This is a genomic window from Vibrio splendidus, assembly GCF_024347615.1.
In the GTDB taxonomy this organism is placed as follows: domain Bacteria; phylum Pseudomonadota; class Gammaproteobacteria; order Enterobacterales; family Vibrionaceae; genus Vibrio; species Vibrio splendidus.
This window is the reverse complement of record NZ_AP025508.1, coordinates 1,245,871-1,264,118: the sequence shown is the minus strand read 5'-3', so window position 1 is coordinate 1,264,118 and position 18,248 is coordinate 1,245,871. Positions and strand designations below refer to the sequence as shown.

The following is an 18,248-nucleotide window of genomic DNA, read 5'->3' as shown; positions in this document are numbered from 1 at the left end:
ATTAATTCGACAGAATTACCCTACACATAGATAAAACAACCATAATATAATGAGGAGTCAGGATGATCATTGGCGTACCGAAGGAAATCAAGAACCACGAATACCGCGTTGGTATGACCCCAGCTAGCGTGAGAGAACTAATCTCACATAGCCACCAAGTTTTTGTTGAAACCAATGCCGGTACTGGTATCGGTTTTTCAGACGATGATTACATCGCTGTAGGCGCATCCATTCTTCCTACTGCTGCTGACGTTTTCGCGAAAGCAGAGATGATTGTAAAGGTTAAAGAACCTCAAGCTGTCGAGCGAGCTATGCTTCGTGAAGGGCAAATATTATTTACCTATTTACACCTTGCACCAGATTTTCCACAAACGGAAGAGCTAATCAAGAGCAAAGCTGTCTGCGTAGCCTATGAGACTGTAACAGATAATATGGGTCGCTTGCCACTATTAGCACCAATGTCTGAAGTCGCTGGTCGCATGTCTATTCAAGCAGGTGCACAAACACTAGAAAAATCTAACGGTGGTTGTGGTCTTCTTCTTGGCGGCGTTCCTGGTGTTGAACCAGCGAAAGTTGTAGTTGTTGGCGGCGGTGTTGTGGGTGCTAACGCAGCACGTATGGCTGTTGGCCTTCGCGCAGACGTAACCATTCTTGATCGCAACGTAGATACGCTTCGTCGTCTTGATGAAGAATTCCAAGGTCGCGCAAAAGTGGTTTATTCTACTGAAGACGCTATTGAGAAGCATGTTCTAGAAGCAGACCTAGTGATTGGTGCAGTACTAATCCCAGGCGCAGCCGCTCCTAAACTGGTTACAAAAGATCACATCGCTAAGATGAAGCCAGGTTCAGCAGTTGTTGATGTTGCAATCGACCAAGGTGGTTGTTTTGAAACTTCACATGCAACGACTCACGCCGATCCAACTTACATTGTTGATGACGTAGTTCACTACTGTGTTGCTAACATGCCAGGTGCCGTTGCTCGTACTTCTACTTACGCACTAAACAATGCAACACTTCCTTACATTGTTAAGCTAGCGAACAAAGGCTACCGCGAAGCACTTCTATCTGATGAAGGCTTCCTAGAAGGTCTTAACGTTATTCACGGTAAAGTAACTTGCAAAGAAGTTGCAGAGAGCTTTGACCTTGAATACGTAGATCCAGCTGAAGCAATCGCAATGTTTAACTAATGCTGTAATAGCTAACTGAGCGCAATAATCTTCTCGTTGAAGCGTTCAGTTAACTCATACACATTAAACAAAAAGCCAGTACGACATTATGTCGCGCTGGCTTTTTTACATTTATAGCTTTGTCTTGTATTCATAGCTTCATTTTTCATTTATGAGTTTAGCTCGTAAAACACGCAACAGTTCTGTCTACTGATAACGCTCAACTTTAACCCCATGAATCAATAGATTTCTTGGCGTAATACTACGTTCACAGAACTCTTCAATCAAAGCTTCATAGCCTTGTTCTTGCAGATAGATGGCACGATCTAAGGCCAACCATATCTCCAATGGTCGTCTAAAGACTTGTTGTACTAAGCTCAACCTCTCCATTTCCCAGAAAAGCGCCTCGCCTTGGGCTAAGTAGAAATCAAAATCGACGTCTGAACCAAGCGATACTTTTTTAACTTCAGATGCCCAGCGGCAGAATGATTCAAAACCCTTAGATAACTCTGACTTTTTAATGCTTGGCACTGGAATGTATTCGTCGATATGACGTTCAGCTTTGAGCAGTTTACTGAAGCCCAAACGATAACTCATCTCTAGTTGGCGATGTCTCTTTACTCTTTCACCACCAGTGACGGTTTCTTGAAGCGGGATTCTTAAGTCGCTTTTGCTCAACGTTAGTGCTGAACCTTTGGCCACGGTAGACATAGCTTGATACACATCGCCTCGAATAAGGTGATAGCAACAAGGGGAAATTGTTACCGCCGATAGCCCATGTGAAACAGACTTTTTCACCAGTTCAACATGCAGATCACCACAAGCATGGAGCGCAACAGCGTGTTGATCAGAGTTAAATACGCCATCTGCTTCCTCTGAAAACGCGTCACCTTGGACAAAGTGCATTTCTAATTTCTGATCGTCTGCTACCTTTTGTCCGCTTTCACATAACGATTGTTGCCATTCAAAGCTAGTGACCTTTTGATCTGATTGTTGAGATAAAATTCGGCCCAGAAAACCTTTGCCAGAACACCACTCTAGCCACTCTTTACCATGATGGTGTTCAAGTGCAGCCTCCCCCATCGCCACGATTTGTTGCAGCTTTCTGCCGGGAATACCATCAGCAGTACCACGTGGGAGGTCTAATCCAACCAAAGCCGTATTATCAAACTGGATATTTTGGTTAGCAGCATCTAATCGAGGGAGGAAGCGAGTCAGTTCCTCGACCAAAAGCTGAGGCTGCGCTTTTAACGTTTGAATGCGCTCAATACTCAAGCTTTCTAACCAATCGACAAGTGGACGATTCACATCTTTCCATGGTTGATGGTGAGTTTGGCATAGATGAAAAGGCTCCGAACGCCAATAGACTTGGTGCTCTAACAAGAATGAGTCGAGTATTGTAAATCGTGAATGCATGCTTCCCCCTATGGTGCGTGGATTGTAGGGGTAAGAGGCCGAAATGGAAAGGAAGGATACAAATCGAGGCTATAGGGACAGGCTATCAGTAAGTCATACCAATCACGGAAAGTCAGTGAACAGAAGTAGCGCAGGTAAAGGCTTGAGAACAAGGCAGCTCTGTTCGACAAGTCGTTTCGATAAGTACTTATTCTGCAATCAAAAGTTCTAACAACGTTATCGAGCGTTTTAACAAGCTAGGGTAACCCGTTATTTACTACGATTGGTAGAAACAAAAACCGAGTTCAAATGAAAACGGCCTGTAAACAGGCCGAATAGGAATCGAGTTAAAGACTGTGCCCCTTAGCGAACTGGCAGGTCGATGTCTTTAAACATCTCTTCGATTTCTTCATTCGATTTCAAAGAAATAGCTTGTTCAACCACAGGACGAGTTAAGTGCGGTGCAAAACGCTCCATAAAATCAAACATGTAAGAACGCAGGAAAGTGCCTTTTCTAAAGCCAATGCTTGTGGTGCTAGCACCAAATAGGTGGCTCGCATCAATAGCAACCAAATCTGTATCTTGCTCGTGGTCAATCGCCATACTCGCGATTACACCAACTCCGATCCCCATACGAACATAAGTTTTAATTACGTCTGCATCCGTCGCGGTAAACACAACTCGCGGTGTTAATCCTACTTTGTTGAATGCAGTATCAAGCTCAGAACGGCCAGTAAAACCAAATACATAAGTCACGAGAGAATAAGCAGCAAGATCTTCAATCGAGATAGTTCGTTTTTGCGCAAGAGGATGATCTTTAGTTACGACGATTGAACGGTTCCAGTGATAACAAGGCAGCATAATTGCATCTTGATAAAGGTGCAGCGCTTCCGTTGCAATCGCAAAGTTCGCAGTCCCTTTAGCGACCGCTTCTGACATCTGGCTTGGTGTACCTTGGTGCATGTGAAGCGACACTTTTGGATAACGTGCCGTGAAACCTTTAATCACATCAGGGAGCGCATAACGAGCTTGAGTATGAGTGGTTGAAATATTCAATGTGCCCATCTCAGGATGAGTGTGCTCACCCGCGACTGCTTTAATACTCTCTACACGTGCCAAAATCTCTTGAGAGATACGAATAATATCCTCACCGGCTTGTGTAACCTGAGTTAAATGCTTACCGCTACGTTCAAAAATCTGAATGCCTAGCTCGTCTTCAAGTAACCTAACTTGCTTACTAATGCCGGGCTGAGATGTATACAAACTCTCTGCTGTCGCTGAAACATTTAGGTTATGGTTTAGAACCTCAACAATGTACTTCAGTTGCTGTAACTTCATATCTAACCTCGTAATCCTTTACTCATTTCTGCGCTAACTTATTTGCAAATAGAGCTTTATAGTCTCGTATAATATAATTAATAGTTATAACGCTTCGAGAACCAAAATGACAGAAATAATGAGTTTTTCTAGCTTAACAAACAAAAACATCACTAACGCTTTGCAACCCACACCTCATTCTCATACATTAGTTGGTAAGTTTTGATTGCCGATTGTGCTCAACAAGAGATAATCAGAAATTGCAATTTACGAGTGCCGATACACAATGGAATCGTGTATCCTCTCAAGTTAGCTATAGAAAACAACAAGCAGACACAAATATATGAATATTGGTTTAATAATCGCCTTAGTCGCCGTTCTTTTGGTGTTGGTTTTAGGCTACAACATCATGCTTCAATACAAAGTTAAGGTAGAAACAGCGAAGAAACAGGAAGCTTCTCGTTATCTAACCATTATTGACGGAACAGAAGAGTTGATTGGCAATGCTCATCACATGCCGTTTAGCCAAGATCTTCTTATATGCTTAAACAATCGAATTCTTGATGCGTTAGAAAACATGTATCAGCTCGATCCCAAAAACAAGCAGCTTGCCCAACGCATTGAAAGCGTAAAACAACAAATCACCCAGCTTAAAGAGAACTACCAAGGTGGTGAAAGTACTACCTTCCGCGTTCCAAGCAGTGACAAACAAGCGATCATGATGCTGAAGTTAGTTAAGCGCCTACGTGATACGGTCCGTAACGAGCACAATAAAGGCCGCTTCGAGACTCAAGCTTATGTGGTTGAAAACGCTCGTTTAGAGACGATTCAAATTCGCATCAACATCGAAAATGTTATCAAGCGTGCAAACGACTCGATTTCTCGCGGACAGCCAGGCACAGCAATTCAGTTACTGCGTAAAGGTATCGACGCATTAGCAACTAAGAACGATTCATACTCTACTCAAGCGAAAGAAAAGCTTCAGCAGATGCTTAACGATCTTGATCAGAAGCGCCAAGATAAAAACGCGCAAGATTTACAACAGATCGAATCTAAAGAGCGTGACGAAGACATGGACGCCCTCTTCGGTCAGAAGAAGAAATGGTAACTGTCTAACGCAATACTTAAAGGCCGCTTATTTACATTAAATTAGCGGCCTTTTTTGTACCTGTTGAATTTCCTTTCTCTGTATAGGGAGATCTCTTGAGCTGTGATAAAATCCCGCATTATCAACAAACTTGCCCTGACCATGTATCAAGAATTATTAGCTCCAATCCACTCTTTTCTTAAAGCTGAAACGCCAGATTCATGGATCGATGAAGCCAAAAAGCCTGAAAACCTTCACATCATTCTACGCGATCACATGCTTTGTGAGCTTAAGGCGGCACAGAGTGCTTTGTTCCTTATCCGCAAGTACGCAGTTGATAAAGAAAGCGCAAAGCAACTGAATGAATGGATTTTGCCCTACGAGCAATTTGCTTACCGTCGTATCGGAGACTTAGAGTCTCTGCGTGGTAAAAGCAACGTATCAAAGCAAATTACAGCGAAAGAAGGCTGCAATTACGGCGCTGACCTGATCGATAAAATGGTATTGCTGATCAAAGAAGAGCTGCATCATTTCTACCAAGTCATGGAATTGATGGTAAAGAAAGGCGTCACTTACCAACCGATTGAAGCGGGTCGCTACGCTAAGGGTTTAATCAAGCAAGTCAAAACTTACGAACCCGATGCTCTAGTTGATAAGCTCATCATCGGTGCGTTTATCGAAGCTCGCTCTTGTGAGCGTTTCGCTAAATTAGCTCCATTCTTGGAAGAAGATATGGAGAAGTTTTACGTGTCTCTGCTTCGCTCAGAGGCTCGACATTACCAAGATTACCTTGAGTTAGCAGAGCAGATCGCAGGGAAAGATATCTCAGAGCGTATTGCTCATTTCGCGCAAGTAGAAGCGGATCTTATCACTTCAGAAGACAGCGATTTTAAGTTCCATAGCGGCGCTCCGGTTTAGGCTAGGCAAGATAACTCAAGTCCAGATCAATTCAATGCCTCGTACACAAATGAAAAGGCTTCGTACACAAATAAGAAGGCCAGCAATTTGCTGGCCTTCCTTCTTATTCGAATAGCTTTCTGATGCAAACCTAAGCTAGCGTACCGTTGATCTCTGCAAGTACAGCGGCAGGATCTATCGCTTGAGTGATAGGGCGACCGATAACAAGGTAGTCAGAACCTGACTCAATCGCTTTAGAAGGCGTCATGATTCTCTTCTGGTCACCAACATCAGCACCTACAGGACGAATACCAGGAGTTACTAGCTTGAATTCTTGGCCAAGTGCACCTTTTAGCAAAGAAGCCTCTTGTGCCGAACATACAACGCCATCTAAGCCTGAGTTTTTAGTCAGAGATGCCAAGCGCATCACCTGCTGCTGTGGCTCAAGATCCAAACCAATACCCGCCAAGTCAGATTGCTCCATACTAGTCAGTACTGTCACGCCAATCAGCAACGGACGATCTTTACCATACGGTTCCAAAATTTCGCGAGACGCCGTCATCATGCGCTCACCGCCACTAGCATGTACGTTCACCATCCAAACGCCTAGTTCCGCGGCAGCTCGCACAGCTTTTGAACATGTGTTCGGGATGTCGTGGAATTTAAGATCCAAAAATACTGAGAAACCACGTTTATGCAATTCACGAACAAATTCAGGACCAAACAAGGTAAACATCTCTTTGCCCACTTTTAGACGGCAAGATGCTGGGTCAATACGATCAACAAAGGCTAACGCATCCGCTTGGTTATCATAATCCAATGCTACAATGATTTTTTGGTCGTTCATTTCATCTCCTAACGCAGTTAACTTTCTACAAAATATTTATACCAATCAGGCCATAAATAACAGTCATAAAAATGCAGCCCGAAAGCTGCAATTAATAATTTGGTCTTAAAATGACCACAAATCTATTCACCATCAAGCCCACGAATAGGCTTGATCGTTCCCCACCCCTTACATGAAGGGCAGTGCCAATACATTGAGTGTGTTGAGAAACCACACTGACGACAACGATAATGAGGCTTAACCTTAAGTTGTTCACCAACCATAGATTGAAGTGTGGTTAAGCTGTCTTTCGCACGACCTTCTTCTGCTTCCGCTAGGTGATAATCGATTAATCGATAAAAACCCTTCATGGTTGGATTTTTGACTAGCTGCTTTGTTAGTAGCTCTTGAGCAGAACCAACATCTTCATGGTGAGCAACCAATTGAGCGAGCATCAGTTCAGCGGACACACCAGCTTTATTCTGAATACAAGCTTTAAGGAACTCGACCAATTGAGCCTCTTGCCCAAGCTTGTGGTAACACTCAGCAAGGGTTGGCAAAACCTCACTAATAAAGTCGATATCTTGCTCGAGTACCGATTCCAAACAATCGATTGTCTTTTGGTAGTCTTCGTTCGCTAAGTGGAACTTGCCTAGAGCAATGCTAGCACGGACACATTTAGGGTCTTCAGAAAGTGCCTTTTTGAAATGCTGAAGCGCTTTAGAACGATTACCATCGGCTTGCTCTTGCATCGCAAGTTCACACCAGAAATGTGCAACTGTCGCCCGCATCTTCATTTTCTTCTTACCGAGCTTAACTAGGATATTTCCGTAATGAATAGCCTTGTTCCACTCTCGAGTTTGCTGATAAATAGCAACCAACTGCTGTAGAGCACCCTCTTTGTGATCGGGTTCTTCTACAAGTTGTTCAAAGATTTTTTCGGCGCGATCAAGAAAGCCAGAGACCATATAATCTTTAGCTAATTGTTGTAGTGCGAGGTTTTTCTGATCGAGAGTAAGCCCCGAACGAGAGATAAGATTTTGGTGGATACGAATAGCACGGTCGACTTCACCTCTAGAGCGGAACAAATTGCCCAAAGCTAAGTGAGTATCGATGGTTTCATTGTCGACTTGAAGGAGTTCAATGAAGTGATCAACCGCTTTGTCAGACTGATCTGACAGTAATAGGTTCAAACCCGTCACGTATTGACGGGAAATCTGGTGTGATTGTTTCTGTTTTTCTTGCTGAGCATTACGATTACCCATATACCAACCGTAGGCGGCGGCAATAGGTAAGAGCAAGAACAGTAACTCTAACATCAAATAAGACCTTTAAGCTTTGGTATCAGCAGCTACCTGCTTTGATTGCTTATTGAGTTGTTTCTTCAAACGATGAATTCTCAGTTGAGATCGCATGTGCATATTGCCGAAGACTAACCAAGCAAGACCAAAACCTGAAACGAAGACAACACCTAATAAGCTTGATAGGTGGAAGTCACCTTGCGCTAGCAGATAGTTGAAATTCACACTTGTTTGGTTTTGAGAGCCTAAAGCCAGTGCAATTAGGAAAAGTGCGATAACGGCGACTATTTTTATAATTTTCATAGTTCATCACTCATTGGTTAGTTAGCTGTACGATTATGCAGGAAAATTACTAATCAGACCACCATATTATGGTCATAAAAAAGCGGCATACATTATAGTATGCCGCTTTTCTTAATTCCGATAAGTAGTCTACAGTCCTGAGTTTACTCGTTCGCGTAGCTCTTTACCTGGTTTAAAGTGAGGAACGTATTTGCCTTCCAACTCAACCTTGTCACCAGTTTTAGGATTACGTCCAACACGAGGTTCACGGTAATGCAGAGAAAAACTGCCAAATCCGCGAATTTCGATTCGATCACCACTTTCTAGTGTTGAAGCCATGTGCTCTAAAATGTCTTTTACAGCGTCTTCAATTTCTTTTGCAGAAAGGTGCGTTTGCTCAGCGCACAGTCTTTCAATCAATTCAGACTTAGTCATAGTTACCCTCGTTGGTTTTCTTTTTAGAAATTATAGACCTATCGGAAAAATAAGCAAAAAAAAAGGAGCCTTACGGCTCCTTTCTTGGCTATATAGCTATAATTCTCTTAACGAGAAGCTATTATTCGCCTTTAGCAGCTTTGAATGCGTCTGCCATTGCGTTACCGAACGCGCCTTCATCAGACTTGTTCAGTGAAGCCATTGCTTCTTGCTCATCAGCTTCATCTTTAGCTTTGATAGATAGGTTGATTACGCGGTTCTTACGGTCTACACCAGTGAACTTCGCTTCAACGCTGTCGCCAACGCTTAGGATTAGAGATGCATCTTCGATACGGTCACGAGAAACTTCAGAAGCGCGTAGGTAACCCTCAACGCCTTCGATTAGCTCGATAGTAGCGCCTTTCGCGTCAACTGCAGTTACAGTACCGTTTACAAGAACACCTTTCTTGTTGTCAGCAACGTATGCGTTGAACGGGTCGTTTTCCATTTGCTTAACGCCAAGAGAAATACGCTCACGCTCTGCATCTACTGCTAGAACAACAGCAGAGATTTCGTCGCCTTTCTTGTATTCACGTACAGCTTCTTCGCCGGCAGCGTTCCAAGAAATGTCAGATAGGTGTACAAGACCGTCGATACCGCCTTCTAGACCGATGAAGATACCAAAGTCAGTGATAGACTTGATCTTACCAGTAACTTTGTCGCCCTTAGCTTGCATTTCTGCAAATGACTGCCATGGGTTAGCTTTACACTGTTTCAGACCTAGAGAGATACGACGACGTTCTTCGTCGATATCAAGAACCATAACCTCAACTTCGTCGCCAACATTAACAACTTTAGAAGGGTGGATGTTCTTGTTAGTCCAATCCATTTCAGAAACGTGTACTAGACCTTCAACGCCTTCTTCGATTTCAACGAAGCAGCCGTAGTCAGTTAGGTTTGTAACACGACCAGAAAGCTTGTGACCTTCAGGGTAACGCTTAGCGATTGCTACCCATGGATCTTCGCCTAGTTGCTTAAGACCTAGTGAAACACGAGTGCGCTCACGATCGAACTTAAGAACTTTAACTAGGATTTCGTCACCAACGTTAACGATCTCTGATGGGTGCTTAACGCGCTTCCAAGCCATATCTGTGATATGTAGAAGACCGTCAACACCGCCAAGATCAACGAATGCACCGTAGTCAGTAAGGTTCTTAACGATACCTTTAACTTCAGTACCTTCTTGTAGAGTTTCAAGAAGTTCGTCACGCTCAACACTGTTTTCAGATTCGATAACAGCACGACGAGAAACAACAACGTTGTTACGCTTCTGGTCTAGCTTGATTACTTTGAACTCTAGCTCTTTGTTTTCTAGGTGAGCAGTGTCACGGATAGGACGTACGTCTACTAGAGAACCTGGAAGGAAAGCACGGATACCGTTAAGTTCAACAGTGAAACCGCCTTTAACTTTACCGTTGATGATACCAACAACAGTTTCAGCTTCTTCACAAGCTTTCTCAAGTACGATCCAAGCTTCGTGACGCTTAGCTTTCTCACGAGAAAGTTGAGTTTCACCGAAACCATCTTCAACAGCGTCTAGAGCTACGTCTACTTCAGCACCAACTTCAACTTCAAGTTCGCCAGCAGCGTTCTTGAATTGTTCAGCAGGGATAGCAGATTCAGACTTAAGACCAGCATCTACAAGAACGAAACCGTTCTCGATAGCTACTACAGTACCTTTAACGATGCTGCCTTGTTGGAATTCAGTTTCAGATAGAAACTCTTCAAAGAGTTGAGCAAAAGATTCAGTCATTATTTAATCTTCAATAATTAAACGTCCATGGGTATCCTACCGCATGGGGTTGATAAATTCGCCGGTCATCATCCTTGCGACCAACGTTCGTACTAGCTCGGCGAAATTACCCAGCCAGTTTCGATTCAATATAGTGTAGTGCTTTTTCTACTACCTGCTCAATATTCATTGAGGTGGAATCAAGCACTAGAGCATCCTCTGCAGGGCGAAGTGGCGCCACTGGGCGATTACGATCTCGGTCGTCTCGCTCTTGGATCTCGCTCAAAAGGTCGTCAAATTTAACATCTAACCCCTTCTGTTGCAACTGTTTAAGGCGGCGACTCGCACGCTCTTCAGCACTTGCATCTAAAAATATTTTCGCTTCAGCTTCAGGGAACACAACCGTTCCCATGTCACGGCCATCAGCAACCAAACCAGGTGCCGCGCTGAATGCGCGTTGACGACGAAGCAGAGCTTCACGAACGCGAGGTAAAGCGGCCACTTTTGAAGCTGCCATGCCGGTTTCTTCTTTACGAAGTTCACCAGACACATCTTCACCTTCTAGGATAACCTTAACTAAGTCGCCTTCAGCAATAAACTGCACGTCTAAGTGTGTCGCAAGCGGTACTAAAGCATCTTCTGATTCAGTATCCACACCATGGTGAATTGCCGCTAAAGCCAATACGCGATAAATCGCGCCTGAATCTAGAAGATGAAAGCCTAGCTTATCTGCTAGCAACATACACAGGGTACCTTTACCTGCACCACTTGGTCCATCAACCGTAATCACTGGGCTTTGAGAAGGCATCTTTTACTCCACGTTTTGTCGTAAGTTTTATTCTGTACTAGCGATTCGCCACTACTTTATAGGCGGCATATTATAGAGAAAAATTGGAAGTCGAGCGAGGTAAATCTCAGATAATTCCGAGTTGATGATGCATAAACCAATGCAACCAGCCCAATATCCGTTTGCTTAGGTCAATGCGCGAGCTTAGATCCATAAGACACGTTCGCAATTTTCTATAGACATAAAAAAGCCTCGCAATAAGCAAGGCTCAGCGGTGTTCTGTAAACAGCTCAAAGAAGCTTAGCCAATAATAGCTCGAACCGCTTCTAGATCTTCAGGCGTATCGACACCAGCAGCTGGCGCTTCAACCGCAACGTCTACATGGATTTTTTCACCATACCAAAGCACTCGTAATTGCTCTAGGCACTCAATACGCTCAAGAGTACTAGGTTCCCAATTAATATAGGTATTGATAAAACCCGCACGGTAAGCGTAGATGCCAATGTGACGAAGCAGTGGAGATTCCGCTGCTGTACCGTTGTTCGCGTAAGCATCGCGATCCCAAGGAATAGTAGCTCGGCTAAAATACAGGGCATACCCATCTTTGTCAGTCACAACTTTTACGGCGTTAGGATTAAACACTTCATCAGCATGAGTAATTTCCACACCGAGTGTTGCCATCGGAGCTGTACTGTTCGCAAGATTGTTAGCAACCTGATTAATGATCGCTGGTGGGATAAGTGGCTCATCACCTTGAACATTCACGATAATATGATCATCAGGAATCTTCATAACTTCAATCACTTCAGCTAGGCGTTCAGTACCTGACTCATGATTCGGTGATGTCATACAAACGGTCGCGCCAAATGCTTTAGCCGCTTTTTCAACTCGAGCGTCGTCGGTAGCGATAATAACGTTATCAGCACCCGCTTTCATTGACTGTTCGTATACCCATTGAATCATCGGCTTTCCACCAATGTCAGCAAGCGGCTTCCCAGGTAAACGGCTCGATTGGTATCTCGCAGGTATAACAACCGTATAAGACATTACTTACCCTCATCCATTGAAACGGTGCGAGCTTCAGGTTCTAAAAGAACAGGAATACCCTCTTTAATTGGGTAAGCAAGGCGATCAATTTTACAAACAAGCTCTTGCTTATCCTTGTCAAAAGTTAGTTTACCTTTACATACAGGGCAAGCAACGATCTCAAGTAGACGGTGATCCATAGTATTCCATAACCTCTTTTATTCTTTTTAAAATTTGCTGTTGCGAATCTTCATCAAACTGCGCAGAAACTGGAAGATACCACCAGTTATCTTGAGCATATTCTTCGCATTTTACAGCGTCTTTTTCTGTCATAATCAGATTCATACCTTTCTTAGCTAAGGCATGAAGTTCATCTTTATCAAAATCTTGATGGTCGGCGAAGCCCTGTGTGAAAACCACATCACCATCAAGATCTTCTAATGTTTTAAAAAAGCGTGGTGGGTGGCCAATACCAGCAAAAGCCACCAGCTTCTGTAATTTTGCCACAGACCTTTTCTGACCTGTCTTTAGGTTAACGGCTTGGCTTGGTAGCAAAGACATAGAGAACTCTCGTCCTTGCACTTTACCGCCATTGTTAACCAAAAAGTCTACGTCATCTAAACGAGATATAGGCTCTCTTAACGGACCTAAAGGAATTAGGCATTCGCTACCAAAGCGTCTAGCACCGTCGATAACCGCAAATTCAATATCACGTTCAAGTGCATAATGCTGAAGGCCATCATCCGTGATGATGACATCAACTCCTTCGCTCAACAAAGCCTTTACCGCGTTTGCACGCACAGGATCGACTGCGACAGGCGCACCAGTTCGCTTTCGAATTAAACGAGGTTCATCGCCAGAGTGTTCAGCAGGCGTGTTTTCATCCAATACTAACGGGTAGCTTGGCGCTTTTGCCCCATAACCTCGAGAAACCACTCCAGGCTTAAAGCCGTTAGCTTGAAGCACCTCAACTAACCAAATCACAACCGGTGTTTTACCATTGCCACCAGCGGTAATATTACCAACAATAATTACTGGTAAGGGCGGACGGTAGGTCTCTTTTTTACCGGACAGATAGGCGTCACGTCTTTGACCGCTGATCATTTTGAACAGCAGACTCAATGGCCACAGTAGCGGCCAAAGAAGGTATTTTAACGGATGATTGTTAAACCAAATCTTTTCGATCACAACAAGACCTAATCTTATCCGCTGAACTGAATTCGGTGGAGTTGTGCATAAGCGCCATCATGCGCGATTAGCTCCGCGTGTGCACCTCTTTCTACAATACGACCATCATCAACCACTAAGATCTCATCGGCTTGTTCGATAGTAGAGAGTCGGTGTGCGATAACTAATACTGTCTTGTCCTTTTGCAGCTCTTCTAACGCAGATTGGATCGCTCTCTCTGATTCAGTATCCAAAGCCGATGTAGCTTCATCAAGAATCAATACTGGAGCCTCTCTTAACAACGCTCTTGCAATAGCGATACGTTGTCTTTGGCCGCCAGATAGGCTTGCCCCATTCTCCCCAACAATCGTATCAATGCCGTTTTCCATGCCTTCGATAAATTCAGTAGCATGAGCAAGCTTAGCCGCGTGTTCGATTTGTTCGCGAGAATATTTAGCTTCTGCTGCGTAAGCAATGTTGTTGGCTACCGTATCGTTAAACAGGTGTACATTTTGAGAAACAAGCGCAAAGTGCTCACGTAGGTTTCTCAATTCGTAATCACGAATGTCGTGGCCATCAAGTTCGATAGAGCCTGAGTCTACATCATAAAAACGAGTAAACAGGTTCGCAATGGTACTCTTGCCCGAACCTGATCGGCCGACAAGAGCAACGGTCTTACCTTTCGGTATATTAAAACTGACCTTATCAAGCGCTGGTTTCTCAGCACCTTGGTAAGTAAATGTCACATCTTTTACTTCGACTTCACCCGCTACGGTTTCAGGCTTCAACGTACCTTTATTTTGTTCCGTATCTAGATCCATCAAACCAAATAGGGTCGTACTCGCTGCCATACCGCGTTGGAATTCAGACGTTACATTGGTTAAGGCTTTCAGGGGGCGTAGTAAGCCAAACATCGCGGAGAACACAACTGTAAACGTACCTGCTGTTAGCTCAGCTTTAATTGAATCAACACTCGCGAGATAAAGAACAACAACAATCGCAATTGAGGCAATCATCTGAATAATTGGGTTAGCGGCAGCTTGAGCCGTTACCAGCTTCATGCTTTGTTGGCGCATCTGGTTGCTAACGGTATCAAAACGGCCTCTTTCTAGCTCTTGACCACCGTAAGTTAGAACCACTTTATGACCTTTCAGCATTTGTTCTGCTGAAGAAGCAACATGTCCCATGCTGGTTTGCATGTTCTTAGAAATTTTTCTGAATCGCTTTGATACAATACTAATTGCCCAAGCAACAAAAGGAGCGACAGCAAATAGAACTAAAGACAACTGCCAGCTATTCCAGAACATTAGCGTCAGCAAGCCAATGATGCTGGCACCTTCACGCACGATACTCACCAAAGCTTTACTGGTCGCAGCTGACACTTGTTCTGAATCGTAAGTAATTCGAGATAGCAGTGCGCCCGTCTGCTCTTTATCAAAGAAAGAAACAGGCATGTGCATAAAGTGGCTAAAGATCTTACGACGAATTTCCATGACCACATTGCCAGAAACCCAACTGAGGCAATAGGTTGAAACAAAACCACTGACGCCACGAACAAACATCATAACAAATATGATAATTGGAAGTGTACGTAGGAAGTCTGACTCAGCGTTACCAAAACCTTCATCAAGCAGAGGCTTCAGTAAAGAAATCATATAGGTATCAGAGACGGCATTTATAATAAGCGCAATAACCGCAACACCAAGGCCGGCCTTATACAGTCGAATATAAGTCCAAAGTCTTTTAAATGTGACCCAGGTAGTTTCATCTGTTTGTGTTGACATAGAATCGCTTAATTTTCTCACAATAATCTATCTATTCTACTCCCTTACGAAGCATCTGCCTATACCACTGCCTGCCTTGTTGTTCTCTAATCGTATGATATTTCCAACCTTCCTGACTGATTGTGATGGTTATTTGTCCGCTTTCTCCGGTATCAAGCCAAGCACTACCCGTTTCATGATAACGTTCAATCACAGATTTACTGGGCATTCCCCACTGATTACCTTTGGCCAAAGAAGCAATTGCTAACTGAGGTGAAACTGCCTCAATAAACGGCTTAATCGACGACGAATTACTACCATGATGCGGGACAAGCATCACGTCACTCTTGAGCCGCTGACCTTCACGAGCAAGTAGCCACTCACTTACCCGTTCAATATCCCCAGTGAGCAACATCGAGAACTCAGAATTGGGCTCAAAAATCCTGACCACACACGAATGTGGGTTGTACGCCCTCTTTACTCTTTGAGGTGGCCATAAAACCTCAAACTCTAGACCCTGCCAGTTCCACACCTCTCCAAAAGTACATGTTTGGATATTCGACTGAACTTGAACCGTCGATTGTGTTTGCTGATTGATGTTCTGACTGACTCTTATCCACTTAGGATTGTAGTTTTCAAGTAACGCCGGATAGCCACCAGCATGGTCAGAATCGAAATGACTCACTATCACACCTTCCACCTCATGAACTCCTCTCTGATTCAAGGTGGGAATCAGCAAGGATTCAACAATCGAACCTCCCTGCCACGCGTTGCCGAGATCGTAAATAACGACCTGATTGTTCCTTTCCAAAACTAAAGACAACCCATGCCCAACATCCAAGATATCGATTGTTAATTTGTTTTGCTGCTTACCGAACTCCCACCACAGTACAAACACTGCAATGACCAATATTGATAGTGTTCGTTTGAGATATCGACTGACGAACCCGAAAAATAAGATGAGGAATACAGTCAACGCCATACTGTGATTATCAACTTGAATCCAAAATCGTTCAGAGAAAGGAAGGCTAAATACGAGAGGATCAAGCGACAAGTCGACCAACATCCATAGCTGTTCAGAAAAACCATTGCTTAACGCTGTCAAACTCATCACTTCAGACACTGACTCCAATATTAAGCTAAGTAACATCGCAAGAAACAGTAGCGGGATCGTCACCATTGATACCCAAGGCAAAAGGAGCAAGTTGTAGAGAACAGAGACTAGACTCACCCCTTTGAAAAACAGTATCGAAAAGGGAGCAATAAGAAATGTCAGCATCAGTTGAATCTTGATGAGCTGCAGCCCTCGTTCGATAAGAGTGGCGTTTGAAGATGATGGCCTACTATTCAAGGCAATATAAATAACGGCACCCAACGCACCAAAGGATAGCCAAAAGCTGCTCGACAATGCTGAAAACGGCCAAATCAGCAGAACCACGCATAGGCTTAAGACGACATACCGAAGCACACTGATATTTTGCCCACGCCACAAGAAATAGCTCGCGATAATACACATCACTAAAGCTCTCAAGGTTGGCAGTGTGAATCCAGCAAACCAACTATAGAAATAGGCTAAGCCGAGCCCGAATATTGTGGGAAACCAAAGAAATGAAGGTGATAGTAACCTGAATATCTTTCCTACCTGATAGCCGATACCAAAGGCAATCCCAATATGTAGCCCCGAGATAGCCATCAAGTGAATCAAACCACTGCTTTTGAGCAAATCCCAACGCTGAGGATGAATAAGGTCTCGATAACCAAAACTCAAAGCCATAATGAGGTCTTGATTTGCTAACTCACTTAACCTTTCAAGACGGTTTTCAAACCAATGAGACCGCGTGTTGGTATTGGTGTGAATTCGATATTGGGTATCGGCTTTGTAAGTTGCATTGGCAACCACACCGGTGCTAAACAAATACTTTTCTAGATCAAAGCCTGCTTCATTGAGTTTACCCCACACTGGTTTTATTGAGACTGATAAATAGACATCATCTCCGAGCGTCAACTTAAAAGGAGTAAACAAACGCAATTTTATCAATTGGGGAAAGATTAATTTTTCGCCGCCAATTGATCTGGCTACTATTACGCTTTCAAAACCGTGGCTATTTTCACTAAAAAGGCTAACAACCGAAGCATTTATGGTAGTATTCTGCCCTGATTGGAATAAGCGACTCGTTTGTATTTCAATCACATTCCCTAGGCAGATAACTAGTATCAATGCTGTTGCTAGACCTCTTGCACTCCGGAAAACGCTATACTTTGTTGATGCTAGCAGTAACAACAGCATCAATGGTGCCCAAACCCAATGTGGCATCACAGGCCAGAAGCTGGCAGACACAACTGTCGCAGCAAATGAAATCAAGAACCAAGTGTTAAACAAGAGAGTAGCTTCCTCCTATGCCAAGAAAGTTTATCAAACGATTTATGCCTGACCATGAGCTAATCAAGCGTCAGAAAGCATTGAAAGTTTTTGGCAATGTTTTGTACAACCCCAACTTATGGTGCCTTAATCGTCGCTCTGCGGCTGGTGCGTTCGCTGTTGGGTTATTCATGGCGTTTGTCCCTTTACCAAGTCAAATGATTATGTCTGCAGGTCTTGCGGTCGCATGTGGTGTTAACCTACCACTGTCTGTCGCATTGGTTTGGATCAGTAATCCTGTGACTATGCCGGTGCTGTTCTACTTTGCTTATAAAGTAGGCGCATTTGTGATGCATGTGCCGCCTCAAGCCTTTCATTTCGAACTGTCTTGGGATTTCATCTTGGCGCAAATGAGCACCATAGGACCTCCGTTCTTGCTGGGTTGTCTGATTTGTGGTGTGGTATCTGCAATGGTTGGCTACTTTGGTATTCGCGGGTTATGGCGTTACTCAGTAGTAAGAAGCTGGAAGAAGCGACAAGCAAGGTACTGAACGACCGTTCCTTGTTATTCAATCTATCCTTGTATGCGCTTCTCTTAAAACGCACATAAGTTAAAGTCAGATGAACCACTGAACTCTGCAAGATTGACATGTAACGAAAGTCGTAAAT

At 43.7% G+C, this 18,248-nt stretch carries 17 protein-coding genes; 4 read left to right on the top strand and 13 right to left on the bottom strand.

All coding sequences use genetic code 11. The annotated features are described in order from the left end of the window. Nucleotides 1–62 precede the first annotated feature (62 nt). The gene (gene ald / locus OCU90_RS05675; protein ID WP_004734559.1) at nucleotides 63–1,187 is read left to right on the top strand and encodes an alanine dehydrogenase; all 1,125 of its coding nucleotides are present in this window, start codon (nucleotides 63–65) and stop codon (nucleotides 1,185–1,187) included. A gap of 186 nt (nucleotides 1,188–1,373) precedes the next feature. Here ald and OCU90_RS05670 read toward each other — a convergent pair whose 3' ends face one another. Both OCU90_RS05670 and cysB read right to left on the bottom strand, forming a co-directional pair. Beyond that, nucleotides 1,374–2,582 (bottom strand): methyltransferase, encoded by a 1,209-nt coding sequence (locus OCU90_RS05670; RefSeq protein WP_061022662.1) that lies wholly within the window; start codon nucleotides 2,580–2,582, stop codon nucleotides 1,374–1,376. Nucleotides 2,583–2,924: 342 nt separating this feature from the next. Further along, nucleotides 2,925–3,899 carry an HTH-type transcriptional regulator CysB gene (cysB, locus tag OCU90_RS05665; RefSeq protein ID WP_004734561.1) on the bottom strand — a complete coding sequence of 325 codons (975 nt, stop codon included), beginning with the start codon at nucleotides 3,897–3,899 and terminating at the stop codon, nucleotides 2,925–2,927. Between the two features lie 322 nt (nucleotides 3,900–4,221). On the opposite strand from cysB, the gene OCU90_RS05660 reads away from it, so the two are divergent. Continuing rightward, on the top strand, nucleotides 4,222–4,986 hold the full coding sequence (locus OCU90_RS05660) for a hypothetical protein (RefSeq protein ID WP_004734562.1): 765 nt from the start codon (nucleotides 4,222–4,224) through the stop codon (nucleotides 4,984–4,986). 102 nt (nucleotides 4,987–5,088) lie between these two features. Then, on the top strand, nucleotides 5,089–5,883 hold the full coding sequence (miaE, locus tag OCU90_RS05655; protein ID WP_017080436.1) for a tRNA isopentenyl-2-thiomethyl-A-37 hydroxylase MiaE: 795 nt from the start codon (nucleotides 5,089–5,091) through the stop codon (nucleotides 5,881–5,883). A gap of 130 nt (nucleotides 5,884–6,013) precedes the next feature. Here the strand turns inward: miaE and pyrF are convergent, their stop codons facing one another. From pyrF to OCU90_RS05600, 11 genes are all read right to left on the bottom strand, one after another. Continuing rightward, nucleotides 6,014–6,709: an orotidine-5'-phosphate decarboxylase gene (pyrF, locus tag OCU90_RS05650; RefSeq protein ID WP_017078954.1), complete on the bottom strand. Its 696-nt coding sequence runs from the start codon at nucleotides 6,707–6,709 to the stop codon at nucleotides 6,014–6,016. Between the two features lie 122 nt (nucleotides 6,710–6,831). Beyond that, entirely contained in the window at nucleotides 6,832–8,007 is a 1,176-nt protein-coding gene (lapB, locus tag OCU90_RS05645) for a lipopolysaccharide assembly protein LapB (protein WP_004734543.1), read from the bottom strand. A 12-nt stretch (nucleotides 8,008–8,019) separates the two neighbouring features. Next, nucleotides 8,020–8,292 carry a LapA family protein gene (locus OCU90_RS05640; RefSeq protein WP_004734544.1) on the bottom strand — a complete coding sequence of 91 codons (273 nt, stop codon included), beginning with the start codon at nucleotides 8,290–8,292 and terminating at the stop codon, nucleotides 8,020–8,022. A gap of 129 nt (nucleotides 8,293–8,421) precedes the next feature. Then, nucleotides 8,422–8,706 carry an integration host factor subunit beta gene (gene ihfB / locus OCU90_RS05635; RefSeq protein ID WP_010439923.1) on the bottom strand — a complete coding sequence of 95 codons (285 nt, stop codon included), beginning with the start codon at nucleotides 8,704–8,706 and terminating at the stop codon, nucleotides 8,422–8,424. Nucleotides 8,707–8,827: 121 nt separating this feature from the next. Then, entirely contained in the window at nucleotides 8,828–10,498 is a 1,671-nt protein-coding gene (gene rpsA, locus OCU90_RS05630; protein WP_017057038.1) for a 30S ribosomal protein S1, read from the bottom strand. A 106-nt stretch (nucleotides 10,499–10,604) separates the two neighbouring features. Continuing rightward, nucleotides 10,605–11,285: a (d)CMP kinase gene (gene cmk, locus OCU90_RS05625; protein WP_017060237.1), complete on the bottom strand. Its 681-nt coding sequence runs from the start codon at nucleotides 11,283–11,285 to the stop codon at nucleotides 10,605–10,607. Between the two features lie 279 nt (nucleotides 11,286–11,564). Continuing rightward, a complete protein-coding gene (kdsB, locus tag OCU90_RS05620) occupies nucleotides 11,565–12,311 on the bottom strand; it encodes a 3-deoxy-manno-octulosonate cytidylyltransferase (protein ID WP_017086094.1) in 747 nt (248 codons plus the stop codon). After that, nucleotides 12,311–12,490 (bottom strand): Trm112 family protein, encoded by a 180-nt coding sequence (locus OCU90_RS05615; protein WP_004736429.1) that lies wholly within the window; start codon nucleotides 12,488–12,490, stop codon nucleotides 12,311–12,313. The genes kdsB and OCU90_RS05615 overlap by 1 nt, the downstream gene beginning before the upstream one ends. Further along, nucleotides 12,471–13,478: a tetraacyldisaccharide 4'-kinase gene (gene lpxK / locus OCU90_RS05610; protein ID WP_061022664.1), complete on the bottom strand. Its 1,008-nt coding sequence runs from the start codon at nucleotides 13,476–13,478 to the stop codon at nucleotides 12,471–12,473. Before lpxK ends, OCU90_RS05615 begins: the two co-directional genes overlap by 20 nt. A 14-nt stretch (nucleotides 13,479–13,492) precedes the next feature. Then, nucleotides 13,493–15,241, bottom strand: a complete 1,749-nt coding sequence (msbA, locus tag OCU90_RS05605; RefSeq protein ID WP_004736248.1) for a lipid A ABC transporter ATP-binding protein/permease MsbA — start codon at nucleotides 15,239–15,241, stop codon at nucleotides 13,493–13,495. Between the two features lie 31 nt (nucleotides 15,242–15,272). Next, nucleotides 15,273–17,600, bottom strand: a complete 2,328-nt coding sequence (locus tag OCU90_RS05600; protein WP_061022666.1) for a DNA internalization-related competence protein ComEC/Rec2 — start codon at nucleotides 17,598–17,600, stop codon at nucleotides 15,273–15,275. A gap of 17 nt (nucleotides 17,601–17,617) precedes the next feature. Here OCU90_RS05600 and OCU90_RS05595 point away from each other — a divergent pair, with 17 nt between their 5' ends. Next, nucleotides 17,618–18,130 (top strand): DUF2062 domain-containing protein, encoded by a 513-nt coding sequence (locus OCU90_RS05595; RefSeq protein WP_017078948.1) that lies wholly within the window; start codon nucleotides 17,618–17,620, stop codon nucleotides 18,128–18,130. Nucleotides 18,131–18,248 lie beyond the last annotated feature (118 nt).